At 66.2% G+C, this 15,154-nt stretch carries 15 protein-coding genes; 5 read left to right on the top strand and 10 right to left on the bottom strand.

Translation table 11 applies throughout. The annotated features are described in order from the left end of the window. The first annotated feature begins 56 nt into the window (after positions 1-56). From BN1193_RS16140 to trxA, 4 genes are all read left to right on the top strand, one after another. Entirely contained in the window at positions 57-2,174 is a 2,118-nt protein-coding gene (locus tag BN1193_RS16140; protein WP_141396712.1) for a DUF6049 family protein, read from the top strand. Further along, on the top strand, positions 2,167-3,786 hold the full coding sequence (murJ, locus tag BN1193_RS16135) for a murein biosynthesis integral membrane protein MurJ (protein WP_040167978.1): 1,620 nt from the start codon (positions 2,167-2,169) through the stop codon (positions 3,784-3,786). Before BN1193_RS16140 ends, murJ begins: the two co-directional genes overlap by 8 nt. A gap of 69 nt (positions 3,787-3,855) precedes the next feature. Next, positions 3,856-4,812: a thioredoxin-disulfide reductase gene (trxB, locus tag BN1193_RS16130; RefSeq protein ID WP_040167977.1), complete on the top strand. Its 957-nt coding sequence runs from the start codon at positions 3,856-3,858 to the stop codon at positions 4,810-4,812. A 64-nt stretch (positions 4,813-4,876) separates the two neighbouring features. Then, positions 4,877-5,200, top strand: a complete 324-nt coding sequence (trxA, locus tag BN1193_RS16125; RefSeq protein ID WP_040167976.1) for a thioredoxin — start codon at positions 4,877-4,879, stop codon at positions 5,198-5,200. A gap of 58 nt (positions 5,201-5,258) precedes the next feature. Here the strand turns inward: trxA and BN1193_RS16120 are convergent, their stop codons facing one another. The 10 genes from BN1193_RS16120 to rpmH all read right to left on the bottom strand — a co-directional run bounded on the left by BN1193_RS16120 (position 5,259) and on the right by rpmH (position 13,134). After that, a complete protein-coding gene (locus BN1193_RS16120; protein WP_040167975.1) occupies positions 5,259-5,579 on the bottom strand; it encodes a cupin domain-containing protein in 321 nt (106 codons plus the stop codon). Between the two features lie 30 nt (positions 5,580-5,609). Next, the gene (locus tag BN1193_RS16115; RefSeq protein ID WP_040167973.1) at positions 5,610-5,948 is read right to left on the bottom strand and encodes a hypothetical protein; all 339 of its coding nucleotides are present in this window, start codon (positions 5,946-5,948) and stop codon (positions 5,610-5,612) included. A 42-nt stretch (positions 5,949-5,990) separates the two neighbouring features. Next, a complete protein-coding gene (locus BN1193_RS16110; RefSeq protein ID WP_040167971.1) occupies positions 5,991-7,016 on the bottom strand; it encodes a ParB/RepB/Spo0J family partition protein in 1,026 nt (341 codons plus the stop codon). After that, entirely contained in the window at positions 7,016-7,930 is a 915-nt protein-coding gene (locus tag BN1193_RS16105) for a ParA family protein (protein ID WP_040167969.1), read from the bottom strand. Before BN1193_RS16105 ends, BN1193_RS16110 begins: the two co-directional genes overlap by 1 nt. 2,114 nt (positions 7,931-10,044) lie before the next feature. Further along, positions 10,045-10,674, bottom strand: coding sequence for a 16S rRNA (guanine(527)-N(7))-methyltransferase RsmG (gene rsmG, locus BN1193_RS16100; RefSeq protein ID WP_040167967.1), 630 nt, complete (start codon positions 10,672-10,674; stop codon positions 10,045-10,047). Between the two features lies 1 nt (position 10,675). Further along, on the bottom strand, positions 10,676-11,170 hold the full coding sequence (locus BN1193_RS16095; RefSeq protein ID WP_040167965.1) for a Jag family protein: 495 nt from the start codon (positions 11,168-11,170) through the stop codon (positions 10,676-10,678). Next, the gene (gene yidC, locus BN1193_RS16090) at positions 11,167-12,285 is read right to left on the bottom strand and encodes a membrane protein insertase YidC (RefSeq protein WP_268259563.1); all 1,119 of its coding nucleotides are present in this window, start codon (positions 12,283-12,285) and stop codon (positions 11,167-11,169) included. Before yidC ends, BN1193_RS16095 begins: the two co-directional genes overlap by 4 nt. Before the next feature lie 5 nt (positions 12,286-12,290). After that, positions 12,291-12,656: a membrane protein insertion efficiency factor YidD gene (gene yidD / locus BN1193_RS16085; RefSeq protein ID WP_052460877.1), complete on the bottom strand. Its 366-nt coding sequence runs from the start codon at positions 12,654-12,656 to the stop codon at positions 12,291-12,293. Next, positions 12,653-12,988 carry a ribonuclease P protein component gene (gene rnpA, locus BN1193_RS16080; RefSeq protein ID WP_040167961.1) on the bottom strand — a complete coding sequence of 112 codons (336 nt, stop codon included), beginning with the start codon at positions 12,986-12,988 and terminating at the stop codon, positions 12,653-12,655. Before rnpA ends, yidD begins: the two co-directional genes overlap by 4 nt. An 8-nt stretch (positions 12,989-12,996) precedes the next feature. After that, positions 12,997-13,134, bottom strand: a complete 138-nt coding sequence (rpmH, locus tag BN1193_RS16075; protein WP_056123502.1) for a 50S ribosomal protein L34 — start codon at positions 13,132-13,134, stop codon at positions 12,997-12,999. Positions 13,135-13,452: 318 nt separating this feature from the next. Between rpmH and dnaA the strand changes: the two genes are divergently transcribed. Next, positions 13,453-14,865 carry a chromosomal replication initiator protein DnaA gene (gene dnaA / locus BN1193_RS16070; protein ID WP_040167959.1) on the top strand — a complete coding sequence of 471 codons (1,413 nt, stop codon included), beginning with the start codon at positions 13,453-13,455 and terminating at the stop codon, positions 14,863-14,865. Positions 14,866-15,154 lie beyond the last annotated feature (289 nt).

Here is a 15,154-nt window from a genome sequence, read left to right as displayed (position 1 = left end):
CGCACCTAGAATCGGGCGAGGGTGAGCGGTCCGTTTCCGTGCAGCCCACAGCCGCCATGACCGTGAACACCCCTCAGCCCGCTGCGCCGCGGACCCCGCGCCGACGCCGTCCATGGCGTGCGATCGCGACGACGGCGATCATGCTCGGGGCGTTGCTGACGGGCCTGCCGATCCCGGCTCATGCCGCCGCCACGCCGTCACCCTCACCGACGGTGAGCGCGCAGCCGAGCCTGCACGCGTCGCCGTCCGCGTCGGGCGTCCTTCGGTCGGCGGACGTGCTCCGGGTCACGGTCCGTGTCGACAACCCCACGAACCAGGCGCTGCCCGCGACCGAAGCGACGCTGGGCCTCGGGCCTCAGCCGCTGCGGACCGCCGACGAGATCCTCGACTGGCTCGACGGTTCCACGACTCCGGAACTGACCCAGGTCGCGACCTCCGTCCTCACGACGGTCCCGGCGCAGGGTTCGCTCGAGGGCGCCCTCGCCGTCCAGCCCACCGCGGCCGCGCTGAAGTCCCGAGCACCCGGGGTCTACCCGTTCGAGGTCACGTATTCGACCGCGGACGGTGAGCTGACCTCGACGGGCGTCATCACGGTCCTCGGCAAGACCGCACCGACGGTCTCCGTCGTGGTGCCGGTCACCGCGGGCCCGACGGCGGACGGAATGATCTCGGCCGATCGTCTGGCGCAGCTCACGGCCCCGGACGGTGCCCTGACCGCCCTGCTCGCCGGCATCAGCTCCCCGGAGGTCGTGCTCGCGATCGATCCGGCGATCGTCGCCACGGTCCGCGCGCTCGGCCGCACCGCTCCGACGTCGGCGACCGACTGGCTGACGCGGTTGGAGAACATGCCGAACCCGCGCGTCGCGCTCCAATACGGCGATGCGGACGTCGCGCTGCAGTTCGCGGCCGGACTGACATCTCCGCTGAAGCCGACGAACCTGACCGCCTACGTCGACCTCACCGACTCCGGTGAGAACAATGCCACCCCGGATCCGACGGACACCGGCCCCGGGGTCGCTCCCACCACCGAGCAGCTCCTGGACATCGGCTCGACCATCGGCGAGATCTGGTGGCCATCGACCGTCACCGCCGCTGTGATGGACGCATCGGCGAACGCCACGGTCATGATCCCGTCGGCGCAGGTCGGCACCACGGCCGCGCACGTCTCGGTGTCCGGACGCACCGCCCTGGTCTACGACCGTCGGCTCGGCGACGTTCTGGCTGAGGCCGTCGGTGAGACGGACTCAGCGGTCCGGGGACGGTCGCTCGCGACCGCGAGCGCCCTGCTGTCCCTGGACACGGCGACGGCATCGGGTCATCCGGTCCTGGTGGCGATGTCGCGGACCACCACCGTCGACGAGTCGGCCCTGAGCGCGACGCTCGCGACCGTCACCACGATTCCGGGCGCGACGACCGTTTCCGGTGGCGATCTGCTGACGGGGGAACCCGTGACCGCCACCCTGTCCGCCGCATCCGTCGACCAGAACCGGGTACCGCTCGTCGAACAGATGTTGGACGACGCGGACGCCGTCTCCCGGTTCGCCCGTCTCCTGGTCGAGCCCGATCTGCTCACCGGTCGCGAGCGAGCGCGTGAGCAGCAGCTGCTCGCGGTGGGGTGGCGGGACGAGACAGCGTGGGCGACGGCCATGGACGCCCAGCACGCGCGGGCGATTGATCTGCGCAATTCCATCCGCATCGTCCAACCGCCGAAGGTCACCCTCGTTTCCCAGGGGTCGAAGATTCCGGTGTTCGTGCGCAACGACCTCCCGTTCCCGGCGCAGGTGGACGTCGTCGCCCAGCCGCTGGATCTCCGGGTCCGCGTCGAACCCGTCACCAGCGTGCGGGCGGCTGCCGATGCCAACACCTCGGTTCCCATCCCCGTCACGGCGGGCGTGAGCAACGGTGACGTCGAGATCAGCATGCAGATGCGCGCATCCGATGGCACCATGCTCGGGGCCGTGCAGTACGCGGAGCTGTCCGTGCGCGCCGACTGGGAGCGCATCGGCCTCATCGTCATCGGTACGCTCGCCGTGCTGTTCATCGGCATCGGACTGTTCCGGACCATTCGCCGGCGGCGCCGCGGGGACGAGTCCCGGCCCTCACGACGGCAGTCCCGCGCCGACTATCGCACGACCACCCCGGCGGAAGACGCCGAGAAGGAGACGCATGGCTAGCATCGGCCGCTCCAGCGCCCTGATCGCGGCGGGCACGATGGCCTCCCGGGTCCTCGGACTCGTGCGCACGATGCTGTTGGTCACCGTTCTCGGCGAGCACCTCGTCGGCGACGCGTTCGCCGTCGCCAACAACATCCCGAACACGATCTACAACCTCATCTCGGCGGGCCTGCTCACCGCCGTGTTCGTTCCGCAGATCGTCAAGTCCGCGCGCCATCGAGATGGCGGCAACGCCTTCGTCAGCAAGCTCTTCACCCTGTCCGCCGTCGTGCTGGTCATCGTGACGGTGATCGCGACGATCGGTGCACCGTTCCTCGTCCAGCTCTACGCATCGAAGTTCTCCGCCGGTCAGATCGCCCTCGCCGTCGCGTTCGCGTACTGGTGCATCCCGCAGGTGCTCTTCTACGGTCTGTTCGCGCTCGTCGGCGAGACGCTCAACGCGAAGAACGTGTACGGCCCGTACACCTGGGCGCCGATCGTGAACAACATCGTCTCCATCGGTGGTCTGGTCGCGTTCCTCGTACTGTTCAAGACACCGCTCACGGACCTCGTGGACTGGGACGCGGGACGCATCGCTCTGCTCGGAGCCACCGCCACCGCCGGCATCGTCGCGCAGTTCCTCGTGCTGCTGCTGTTCTGGCGGCGGTCCGGGCTCTCACTGCGACCGGACTTCCGGTGGCGCGGTGTCGGGCTCGGCAATGTCGTCAAGCTCGCCGGGTGGACATTCCTGATGGTGATCGTCGCTCAAGTGGCCGGCCTCGTGCAGTCCCAGATCGTCTCTAAGGCCTCGGGCGCCGGTGAGAACTTCCCCGCCCAGACGATCATGAACAACGCCTGGCTCGTTTACGTATTGCCGTACTCGATCATCGTCCTCTCCATCGGAACGCCGTACTTCACACGCATCAGCGAGCATGCCGCGGCTGGCCGCAAGGAAGAACTGCTGAAAGACATCGACAGCTCGATCCGCACCCTGGGCGTCTTCATCGTGTTGGCCACCGCCGTCGTCGCCGCTGCGGCCGTTCCGGCGAGCCGCATCTTCACGTCGTCGCCGTCGAGCGCGGAGGCCGCGTCGCTCGTGCTGCTGGCGTACCTCGCCAACCTCATCCCGGTGGCGATCCTGTTCATCATCCAGCGCACGTTCTACGTGTACGGCGACACCCGCACGCCGTTCTGGTTCACCGTCCTGCAGGGGTCCGTGATCATCATCACCGCCCTGGCGGCGAGCTGGTTCGTTCCGCTGGAGTACCTCGCGCTGGCGGTGGCGGCCGGACAGACCCTCGCGACGATCATCCAGACCGTGGTGGCGATCATCCTGCTGCGGCGCCGTATCGGCACCCTCCACTCCCGCAGTTGGCTCACCGCGTACGGCCGCTTCGCTCTCGCCGGAATCCCGGCGGGGCTGGCCGGATGGGGCGTGTATCTGCTGATGGGCGGGGCGGGCAGCTGGATCGTCTCGAGTGGAACCGGCCTCGGCGCCCAGTTCTCCGGCGTCGCGGGCGTTCTGATCATCGGCGCGGTGTGCGCCGTGGTGTACGTCGCGGTGCTGGCGCTGCTGCGCGCCCCCGAACTGACATTCGGCATCAACGCGGTGCGCAAGCTCGTGCGCCGCTGAGCGCCCTCCCGGCGGACGGGAATGCCGCCGGATTACCATGTGTTGAGACATCAGATCCCAGGAGGAAACGTGCGTCAGGTCATCATCATCGGCTCGGGCCCCGCCGGCTACACGGCCGCCATCTACACGGCTCGCGCCGGGCTCGCCCCGCTCGTCATCGCAAGCGCCGTCGAGGCCGGTGGTGAACTGATGAAGACCACCGAGGTCGAGAACTTCCCCGGCTTCCCCGAGGGCATCATGGGTCCGGACCTCATGGACCTGATGCAGAAGCAGGCCGAGCGCTTCGGTGCTGAGGTCGTCTACGACGACGTCGAGGACCTGCAGCTGGACGGCCCGGTCAAGAAGGTCGTGCTCGGCGACGGCACCGAGCACGAGGCCGAGACGATCATCTACGCGACCGGCTCCGCCTACCGCCGTCTCGGGCTCGAGGCGGAGGACCGCCTCAGCGGCTACGGCGTGTCCTGGTGCGCCACGTGCGACGGCTTCTTCTTCCGGGAGCGCACGATCGCCGTCGTCGGTGGTGGTGACTCCGCGATGGAGGAGGCGACCTTCCTCACCCGCTTCGCGGACAAGGTCCACGTGATCGTCCGTCGGGACAGCCTGCGTGCCTCCAAGATCATGCAGGAGCGCGCCCAGGAGAATCCGAAGATCGAGTTCATCTGGAACGCCGAGGTCGCCGACATCCACGGTGACGGCGAAGTCACCGGCGTCACCCTGCGCGACACCACGGACGGCACGCTGCGTGAGCTCGACATCCAGGGCCTTTTCGTCGCGATCGGCAACGACCCGCGCACGCACCTGGTTCACTCCAAGCTGGCCCTGACCGACGAAGGCACCATCGCCGTCGACGGCCGCTCCTCGCGCACGTCGATCCCGGGCGTCTTCGCCGCGGGTGACGTCGTCGACCCGTTCTACCGTCAGGCCGTCACCGCTGCCGCATCCGGCACCGTGGCGGCCCTCGACGCCGAGCACTACCTCGCGGCGAAGGCCGCCGGTGCCGCGGACCTCGTCGGCGCCGCGGAATAACAACGATCTATTCGCGGTTGACATCCCCGAGCACTTCGCTCGAACTCGTAGAAGGAGTATCCGAATGACTGCACAGGCGACCAGCTCGCAGACGTGGGACCAGGACGTCCTGCAGGCGGACGGCCCCGTTCTGGTGGACTTCTGGGCGGCGTGGTGCGGCCCCTGCCGCGCGGTCTCCCCGATCCTTGACCAGATCGCGGCCGAGCACCAGGGCAAGCTCACGATCGTCAAGCTCAACGTTGACGAGAACCCCGATCTGGCGATGAAGTACCAGATCACGTCGATTCCGGCGATGAAGGTCTTCGTGAACGGCGCGGTGGAGACCAGCATCATCGGCGCCAAGCCGAAGCACGCGCTCGAGGCAGATCTCGCCGCGTACATCGGCTGACCTCACCGTGTTCGAAGGCCCCGGAGCGTTCGCTCCGGGGCCTTCGTCGATTCCGCCGTCAGGCGATCCCGGCGCTCTCGATGATCACGCCGTGGAAGTCCTCCAGCGCCCGTGTCCGGTGCTCGTCCCCGGCACTCCACCGGATCCGTTCCCCAGCGTTCAGGACGGCGCTGTCGCCGTTCGTGCTGACGTGTGCGCGCCCGACGAGAGCGACGAGGATCTGATCCGTCGGCGCGACGTGCTCACCGAGCTCTCCTCCGGTCGTGATGTGGATGGCGTGCACGTGAGCGGTCGTCGTCGTGCGCGCGATCGCGCTCACCGTCGCGTCATGACTTCCGTAGTCGCTGACGATCGAGCGCCTCGGCGTCGTGATGTCCATGACATGCTCCTGCCCGTCGACCCGATGACTTCAGCTGCGGACCGATGGGTCCCAGCGACGGTAGGTCGTGCTCTCGTCCAGAAGCTTCCACACCGCCGAGGTGAGCGGCGGGTAGTCCAGGGCGATCTGGCGCAGCACCCGATAATTGCGGGCGGCCGTTGGTCGTTCGCCGTTGTTCGCCGCGATGTTCTCCGCCCGCAGCAGCAGGATCACGAGCTCATCGACCGTCGGCAGTTCCTCCATGAACTCCCACGGATCCTCGCCGGCCCGAATGCGCTCCGTGATCAGCACGCTGAGCTCGTCCAGCGCCTCGGCGCGCAGCAGCTCGAGGCTGGCGCGTCGACGCGGAGAATCATCCGTGGTGGTCACGGTTCCAGGTTACGCGCACGCTTGCCCGCCCCCGCGCGGCCGTCAATGGGAGCCGAACTCTGACTCACCGATCTCGGACAGAATGCGATTCAAGTCCTGGATGCTGGCGAATTCAATGCTGACCTGGCCTTTTCTTGCGCCGAGGTTCACCTTGACCCGGGTGTTCAGGCGGTCCCCCAGGCGTGAGGCCACATCGTCGAGGTAAGCCCGGCGCGCACCCGGGTGGGCCTGGGGTGCACGGGACGTGGAACCGTCGATGGTCTTCGCGGCCGCCTCGGCCGCGCGGACCGACAGATCCTCGTTGATGATCTTGTCAGCCAGGCGCGACATCGCCTCCGGCGTCCCGAGCGACAAGATCGCGCGCGCATGCCCGGCCGAAAGGACACCCGCCGCGACGCGCTGCTGCACCGTCACGGGCAGTTTCAGCAGGCGCAGAGTGTTGCTCACCTGAGGCCGCGAGCGACCGATGCGCGTAGCGAGCTCTTCGTGCGTGATCCCGAAGTCATCGAGAAGCTGCTGGTAAGCGGACGCCTCTTCCAGCGGATTGAGCTCAGACCGGTGCAGGTTCTCGAGCAACGCGTCCCGCAGCAGGTTCTCATCGTCCGTCTCACGGACGATCGCCGGAATGGTGTCCAGACCGGCCTCACGAGCGGCACGCGTGCGCCGCTCCCCCATGATCAGTTCGTATGTGCCGTTCTTCGCGGTCCGTACGACGACCGGCTGAAGAACACCGAACTCGCGGACCGAATGAACGAGCTCGCCGAGCTCTTCTTCGTCGAAGACGCTGCGCGGCTGGCGCGGATTGGGGACGACCTTCTTCGGATCGACCTGGATGAGCGTGAGCCCGGGAACGGAGACCAGCTCCTCCGCGGAACTCTCCTTGCGCGATGCCGCGGACTTGGCGCGCGCCGCCGGCTTCTTCTCCGCGGTGCCGGCCACGTCCGACTCGGACTTCGCCTTGTCCTTGCTCGTGTCCGGGAAGAACACGTCCACTGGGCGAGACGCCGAGGGCTCCACCGTGGGGATCAGGGCCCCGATCCCACGTCCCAGTCCCGTACGCTTCGCCATCAGCGCGTTCCTTCCTCGTTCGACCGCTCCGAGCGGTTGATGATTTCGACCGCTGCTTCGCGGTATGCGATCGCTCCGGCTGACTGGGGGTCGTACTCGACCACCGTCTGTCCGAAACTGGGGGCTTCCGAGACGCGGACGGACCGCGGAATCACGGTGTTGAGCACCTGGCCCGCGAAGTGCGTGCGCACCTCCTCGGCAACCTGCTGCGCGAGACGCGTCCGTCCATCGAACATCGTGAGCAGGATCGTGGAAACGTGCAGTTGCGGATTCAGATGCTTCTGGATCATCTGCACGCTCCCGAGCAGCTGGCTCAGCCCCTCCAGCGCGTAGTACTCGCACTGGATGGGGATGAAGACCTCAGACGCAGCCGTGAAGGCGTTGATCGTCAGGAGGCCCAGCGATGGTGGGCAGTCAATGATCACGAAGTCCACGGGCGCCTCAGCGCGTTCCAGATAGGCGTTCAACGCAGTGCGCAGGCGGTGCTCGCGCGCGACCTGTGAGACGAGCTCGATCTCGGCACCGGCGAGGTGGATCGTGCTCGGCACGCAGAGCAGATTCGGCGACTCAGCGCTCTGCTGCACGACCTTCTCGATCGGATACTCATTGATCAGAACGTCATAGATGGACTTCACGTCGGAGCTGTGCGGGATACCCAGCGCGGTGGACGCGTTGCCCTGCGGGTCGAGGTCGACGACGAGCACACGCCCGCCCACCGCGGCGATCGCCGCCGCGACGTTGACAGCGGTCGTGGTCTTGCCCACGCCGCCCTTCTGATTCGAGACCGTCAGGATGCGCGTCTCACCGGAGAAGGAAACGTCAGCTGCCTCCAGCGAGCGGCGGCGGGAACTCAGATCAGCCAATTCCCGCGCCAGTGGGGTGTCTTCCCCGAATGCATCCGGACTTCCGGTCATCGGGGACTGTTTCACGTGAAACACACTCCTTGGATGCGCGGGACGGACCCCTCTACTCTAGGCGATTCCCGACGCCTTCGGGGTGTCCGACACCAGATTCGATCCACCGAGTCGGTCGTCCGCCGGAGCCCGGGCGCGTCGCTATCCACAGGCTCGCCAGCGTCTCCAGACACCGCGACTTCCGCGTTATTCCGTGGTTTTTGGTGTGCACAGGACAATTCTCCCCACCAGTCATCCACAGGCTGCCTGTGGATGACTTCGGTCGCCGGGAGAGTGTCATTCCGGCTCTCCGCGAACGCCTCCCACCCACCCGCTCCCTCGCGGGCACGGACAAACAGGGCGGGCATCCGGCGCCGACGCCGAGGCGCGACACATCCCCGTCGACGGCCTGTTTCACGTGAAACAATCCCGCTCGCTGCGCCACCAGTCGCCCTCACTGCCACCGGCAGGCGGCACGCCATGATCGCGGAAGCCGCAAAGGGTGGCCACAAATTCTGTCCCGCCGCGCGCGGCTGTTGGCGGCGAACGTCATCGGGCGCGCCCCGCTGGTGCACGCCGCCACGACACGGGTGGTTGTTTCACGTGAAACAACCGACCCAAGCCGACCCCCCTCGAGCGGCGGCCGAACCCCGCAGCACATTACCGTGACGTGTTGGATGAATGCCTGCATGTCGTCCCGTCGGCTGACAGCCCATCGCGTGGCGCAACTTGTTGACAGCAAGTCAATACGGTCACATCTCTAGCAGTCTCGCCTACTCCACTCACTCACGTCGGACCGCCTCCTGGGCATTCGGATCTGTTTCACGTGAAACATGGCGGTACCCACAACACGGCGATCCGGCGGTTCACCTTGCTCGCTCCTCGTTCAACGAACACAGATCGCAGCGGCTGCTCGTTAGGGCAACCCGAACCGGCGCTTGATTGCCGGACCGTCTCCTCCGATACTCTCAGCTGGCATCATTCTGTTTCACGTGAAACAAGAGCGTCCATCCCGCCCTACGCTCTCAGATCACGCCGCACACACGTCGCAGACACAAGTCGAGCCGGACAGACCTCCGCCACCTTGTATGGGCGGCCGGCGAGCCGACTATTCCGCAAGCGATAATGCGCACCAATCCGTGCGGAGGGGCTCACAACCCGGTCTACATGCGCCAAGGTCCGCGACAATCATCACGTTTCACGTGAAACAACTCAACCGGCACCGCCGACCCGCGACAGCGGCGGCATGCACCGCTCGCAGGTGGCACCAATCTCACGCGTTTCTGAGGCGTCCAAAACAGGGCACTCCGCCTGGACACGCCGTCGTGAATACGGTTCTAGCCAGTTCACATTGGATGACCTTCGAGAAATCGTCTCCGTGTGCACCACAGCGCCTCGCCTCGCCTGCAGACCAGTCCTTGCGGGACGCCGCCGAAGACGAATTTGTTCTCAGAAACAGGTTTCACGTGAAACATCCACCGGAAACGGTCGCTGGAACTGACACCAGGCGTCGACTCACCCGAAATGGGACGAAGGAGCGTCCCACCGAAGGACTCTTGATCGCGCAGAGCCGACGGGACCCGCAATAGCACGCACGACACTGTTCCACGTGAAACACAGGCGGCGTATTCATCCCGGCCTGTTCATGACGAGCTCCGCGACATACCCGAGACCGCAATGATCAATCTCACCGCCTTCAGTGGAACGAACCCGCACCCGCCGACACAGTGACGCCCCACCGCATTCGACTGGCCTACTGGGCCCAGGACGCCGCCGGCCAGATCCACCGAAGCAGTCTGAGCGCTGCGTCAGCGGGAGCGTCGATTCGCACCACGTCCGGGCGGCGCACCCGCGCGGCGAAGCCTATTCGCGTGACCTCGTCCGTCTCACGATCAATCTCTCGGCGGCGGACGGCAACTTCCCGGATCGCGGGGGACACCGATTCCATGAACGATCGAAAGTCAGCAAGCGTGGCCCGCCAGCACGTCCGCTGCCGATCGAGGGAACGCCATCGTTCAGCGGACACGCCTCCTGCTCTGAAGTCGCGTCGGTGCGCATGGACGTCCGTCCGCAACACCCGTTGTGCCGACAAATACAAGAGCGCCGACCAGATAAACCCCAGGTCAGACTTAGTTTTAACGCACCTTGGCTCGAATGACCCGCGTCGACTCCGCCAGAAGGCCTTCGCCGAGCACCTCGACCCGTACGTCCCTGAGCCGGTACTTCCGGATCGCCTTCTCGGCGGCCGTGATCTCGTTCGGCGCGGACATGCCCTTCAGCAGAATGAGCTCGCCGCCCTCGCGGACCATCGGAGCGGTGATCGGGATGAGCGTGCGCAGCGCACTGACCGCTCGCGCCGTCACGGCATCAAGCACGGGACCCTCGGACCACTCTTCGGCACGAGCGCGCAGGATCGTGACGTTCTCCAGCCGGAGAGCATCCCGCTGCTCCGTCAGCCAGGCGATGCGACGCTCCATCGGCTCGATGAGAACCCAGTCGACGTCGGGACGCGCGATCGCGAGGACAAGTCCGGGAAGGCCTGATCCGGACCCCACGTCGCCCACGCGAGAACCGGACGTGAACAGCGGAGCCGCGATCGCGCTGTTGAGGACGTGCCGCGTCCACAACCGCGGAAGCTCCAGCGGGCCGATCAGCCCACGCTCTTCACCCTGCTCGGCAAGGGCCGTCGTGAACGCCCGCGCGGTTCCCAGAGCGTCACCGAACAGCGTGGCGGCGGCCGCCGGCTCGATCTCGAGCTCGCTCATCTCAGGCGCGACGGATCACGGTGTGACGGTCCGCACCGTCACCGTACGACTCCGACACGAGCCCACGCTCGGCGACGATATCGTGGACCAGCTTGCGCTCGTAGGACGACATCGATGGCAGAGACGCCTGCGTAGCGCCCTCGTCGAGCCGCGCCACCGCGCGGTCCACCAGCTGCGAGAGCTCCTGCTGACGCGTGTCCCGCGAGCCACCGACGTCGAGGATCAGGCGAGAGAATCGACCCGTGCGATTCTGCACCGCCAGGCGCGTCAGCTCCTGCAGTGCCTGAACCGTGTCCGGGTCGGACAGCACGCGCAGCGACGGGTCCGAGGACTCGACGGACACGTACGCACGTCCCTGGCGGACGTCCAGCTCGAGGTCCCCCTCGATGTCGGCGATGTCCAGCAGACCCTCGATGTAGTCGGCAGCGACGTCACCCTCCTGCTCGAGTTCCGCCACGGTCACCGGGATGCGCTCGTCGTGCGTGGTGCCAGTCATGCGTTGTCCTTGTCGGATCCGTTGGCGGTTCCCGGATTCGGGCTTCCCTTTTGGGACTGCTTCTTCGCGCGCGACTTGCCCATCGGCTGCTCGCGCTTGGGTGCGGCGGCCTTCTTCTTCTGCGCCTCATCGAGGAGGCGGTCCTGCTCCGCGCGGTAGACGGCCATCGGCACGACCTTGCCCTTGGAATCGATCGCCTTGCCCTTTCGCGCGAGACGCTCCTCACGGGCCTTCGCGGCCTCGGAACCGGGCGTGGGCATCTCACGGATGACGACGAACTGCTGACCCATCGTCCACAGGTTCGACACGAACCAGTAGATGACGACACCGAGCGGGAAGAAAACGCCGGAGAAGACGAAGGCGAACGGCAGAATGTAGAGCATGATCTTCTGCATCTGATACGCCTGGCCGGTCTTGGCCTCGGGCGACAGGTTCTTCGAGATGATCTGCAACTGGGTGAAGAACTGCGACGAGATCATGAGGACGACGAGGATCACGAGGATCGTCACCGTGGTCTGCCAACCGTCGGTGTGCTGCGTCCACGCCGTGACCAGGTCATCGTGCAGGGAGGCGACACCGAAGAGCTTGGCGTCGTAGAACTCGGCGGTCAGATGCGCGTTGAGCAGACCGACACCACCGACACCGCTCTCGGCGTGAGCCTTCACGTCGCGAAGCACCGAGAAGAGGGAGAAGAACACGGGCATCTGCACGAGGATCGGCAGACAGCCCGATACGGGCGAAGTGCCGTTCTTCTTGTACAGGGCCATCGTCTCGCGGCTCATCGCCTCACGAGAGAGCTGATCGCGCTTGCCCCGGTACTTGTCCTGGATCTTCTTCATCTGCGGCGCGATCTCCATCATGCGCCGCTGGCTCTTGATCTGCTTGACCATGAGCGGGATCATCGCGGCGCGGACCACGACGACCAGGCCGATGATGGAGAGCACCCAGGTCAGACCCGACGCGGGATCGAGCCCGACGGCCGTGAGCAACCAGTGCCAGGCCACGAGGATCATCTCGACGAGCCACTTCAGCGGCCACAGGATGGTGCTCAAGAGATCGAACCCGCCCGACGAAGACGACGTCGGCGAGGGCGAGGTGGTCGCGGCGATCAGCAGACTCGTCACGAATCCGTCCTTTCTGAGGGGGACGGTACGACGAACCCGCGGGGGGTCAATGCGTACCGGAAGTTCTTGTGCGGCGGGACATCATCCACACCGCCGGCCGCCCACGGGTGGCAACGGAGGATCCGTGCCAGCGCAAGAGCCGAGCCTTTCACGGCACCGTGCTGCTGTACCGCGCCCACACCGTAGGCGGAGCACGACGGGTAGTACCGACAGACATCACCGTACAGGGGCGAGATCACCGCCCGATATGCGGTGAGGAGGCCGATCGCGACATTGCGCGGCCACAGCGGCAGAGACGCCGGAATCTGGTGCGATCGCAGATGCGCCGTCCCGACCGATGCGGCGGGGAGCGTGGTGCTCATGATGCGCGCTTCTCCAGACACCGGACGACCTGCGACCGCAGGTCGGCGAACTCGGCGGTCGCAGACGACGGAAGGGCGCGGATGACGATATCCGCGCCCGAGCGCACAGAGGGCAGCGCCTCCGCGCAGATGGCCTTCAGTCGGCGCCGCACGGTATTACGAACCACCGCGCCGCCCACCTGCTTGCTCACGATGAAGCCGAAGCGCGCCTCACGGTGCTCACCGGAGTGAACGACGTAGGTCACGATCGACCCGCCCGCGCATCGACCTCCCCCGCGGACGACGGACTTGTAGTCGCCACCGCGGGTGAGTCGATGCGGACGCGCGAGCACCGCGGGTGTTACGCCGAGAGCTCGGTGCGGCCCTTGCCGCGGCGAGCCGAAAGAATGGCGCGGCCGGCGCGGGTGCGCATGCGGGCGCGGAAGCCGTGCTTCTTGGCGCGACGGCGGTTGTTCGGCTGGAAAGTGCGCTTAGTCATGATGTACTCCGGAAATGCTGTCACCGGGATCGCTGCGGCCGGAGACGTGCGGACAGGGGCTTGCGCCGGAACAGGCACAAGTCAACCGATTTAGGCTACGACCCCGGGGTGGGTCAACGCAAACCGAGAGTGCCGAACGGAACATTATCCCCAGGCGATGCTCAGACCGTGCCGCGACGCGCCCGCCGTGTCCACAGTGGGGTTTGCGCGTTAATCGCGCACTCGTCTAGCGTGTCTGATACGCGAGTTATCCACAACCACGGGTTTCCCGATCCGAGGCGGCTGAGCTCGCTTCTTTCGTCGTACCGAGGGGACCCCATGTCACAGGCCGAACTGCCGGATGTACCCGTCTGGAGGGCCGTCCTGGAACGCCTCGAGACGGATCAGAACGTCTCGCCGCAGGTTCAGGGCTTTCTGAACCTCGCCATCGCGCAGGGCGTGATGAACGGTGTTCTCTTCCTCGACGTGCCCAACGACCTCACCGCCGCGCAGATCAAACGGGTGCGAACGTCGATCCTGGAATCTCTCGCCGGTGCCGGCGCGGAGTTGCCGGAGGATCAGCAGGCGAATTCGTTCCGCATCGTGGTGAATCCCGACCTCGAGACCTTCCCCGTGCCGGTCACGATCAGCGCACCCGAGCCGGAACGAACGGTCGTGGAACCCACGACGACAGCTGGTCCGGCACCGTCGTTCACGTCGCGCAGCGACACTCGGCTGAACCCCAAGTACACGTTCGACAACTTCGTGATCGGCCAGTCCAACCGTTTCGCGCACGCCGCCGCGGTCGCGGTCGCCGAGGCGCCCGCCAAGGCGTACAACCCGCTGTTCATCTACGGCGACTCCGGCCTCGGCAAGACCCACCTCCTGCACGCCATCGGCGACTACGCGATCAGCATGTACGCGGGAGTTCGCGTCCGTTACGTATCCAGCGAAGAGTTCACGAACGACTTCATCAACTCGATCGCCAACAACCGCGGTGCCGCGTTCCAGGCTCGGTACCGTGACGTCGACATCCTGCTCATCGATGACATCCAGTTCCTCCAGGGCAGGGCAGAGACCCAGGAAGCCTTCTTCCACACGTTCAACACCCTGCACGATCACGACAAGCAGGTCGTCATCACCTCCGACGTCGCGCCGAAGCTGCTCACCGGGTTCGAGGACCGCATGCGCAGCCGGTTCGAATGGGGCCTGATCACCGACGTGCAGGCGCCGGACCTGGAGACGCGCATCGCGATCCTGCGCAAGAAGGCCCAGAGCGAGCGATTGCTCATCCCGGACGAGGTGATGGAGTACATCGCGACGGTCGTCTCCGCGAACATCCGTGAGCTCGAGGGCGCCCTCATCCGCGTCTCCGCGTTCGCCAGCCTCAACCGCTCGAACCTCGACATCACCCTCGCCCAGACCGTCCTGCGCGACATCATCGACCAGTCCGACACGAACGCGGTGTCGCCGACGGACATCATCAACGCCACCGCGCAGTACTTCAACCTCACGGTCGACGACTTCTACGGTTCCAGCCGGTCGCAGGCGATCGCCACGGCCCGTCAGATCGCGATGTACCTGTGCCGTGAGCGGACGAACCTGTCCTTGCCGAAGATCGGGCAGCTGTTCGGCGGCCGCGACCACACGACGGTCATGTACGCGTACAAGAAGATCAGCGACCTCATGAAGGAGCGTCGCTCGATCTACAACCAGGTCACCGAGATCACGACTCAGCTCGGTCGGCGCTGAACCGACGACCTCCACGCGGTTAACACGCGACCCGCAGGGTTGTTAACAGCCCCGCGCCCCGCGGTCGAAGCTCCCGGGACGGCACTGCGTCCCGCTCCACGACCGTGCCGTCAGCGACCTCGAAAATCCCCTCGGACCCGCCGTTCGGCGCCTCAGCGCGTTCTCGCGAACGCTCCGACACGCCGCAGGATCGCGCCACAATCCCCATGTGGATAAGTTGTGGATAACGCCACTCAGAGCGTGGATGGATGTGAGGGAAATCGATCCGGCTGTGGACAACTCCGCGGTT

The organism is Microbacterium gorillae (assembly GCF_000826185.2).
Taxonomy (GTDB): Bacteria; Actinomycetota; Actinomycetes; order Actinomycetales; family Microbacteriaceae; genus Microbacterium; species Microbacterium gorillae.
Note: the sequence above shows the minus strand (reverse complement) of the source record. Positions and strands in the feature narration are given on the sequence as shown.

Excerpts from the sequence above, each read along its gene's own strand:
- BN1193_RS16120 (WP_040167975.1), bottom strand. The coding sequence starts at position 5,579 with ATGGACATCACGACGCCGAGGCGCTCGATCGTCAGCGACTACGGAAGT.
- trxA (WP_040167976.1), top strand. The coding sequence starts at position 4,877 with ATGACTGCACAGGCGACCAGCTCGCAGACGTGGGACCAGGACGTCCTG.
- BN1193_RS16095 (WP_040167965.1), bottom strand. The coding sequence starts at position 11,170 with ATGACTGGCACCACGCACGACGAGCGCATCCCGGTGACCGTGGCGGAA.
- BN1193_RS16105 (WP_040167969.1), bottom strand. The coding sequence starts at position 7,930 with ATGACCGGAAGTCCGGATGCATTCGGGGAAGACACCCCACTGGCGCGG.
- rpmH (WP_056123502.1), bottom strand. The coding sequence starts at position 13,134 with ATGACTAAGCGCACTTTCCAGCCGAACAACCGCCGTCGCGCCAAGAAG.
- dnaA (WP_040167959.1), top strand. The coding sequence starts at position 13,453 with ATGTCACAGGCCGAACTGCCGGATGTACCCGTCTGGAGGGCCGTCCTG.
- BN1193_RS16110 (WP_040167971.1), bottom strand. The coding sequence starts at position 7,016 with ATGGCGAAGCGTACGGGACTGGGACGTGGGATCGGGGCCCTGATCCCC.
- murJ (WP_040167978.1), top strand. The coding sequence starts at position 2,167 with ATGGCTAGCATCGGCCGCTCCAGCGCCCTGATCGCGGCGGGCACGATG.
- BN1193_RS16140 (WP_141396712.1), top strand. The coding sequence starts at position 57 with ATGACCGTGAACACCCCTCAGCCCGCTGCGCCGCGGACCCCGCGCCGA.
- rsmG (WP_040167967.1), bottom strand. The coding sequence starts at position 10,674 with ATGAGCGAGCTCGAGATCGAGCCGGCGGCCGCCGCCACGCTGTTCGGT.
- yidD (WP_052460877.1), bottom strand. The coding sequence starts at position 12,656 with ATGAGCACCACGCTCCCCGCCGCATCGGTCGGGACGGCGCATCTGCGA.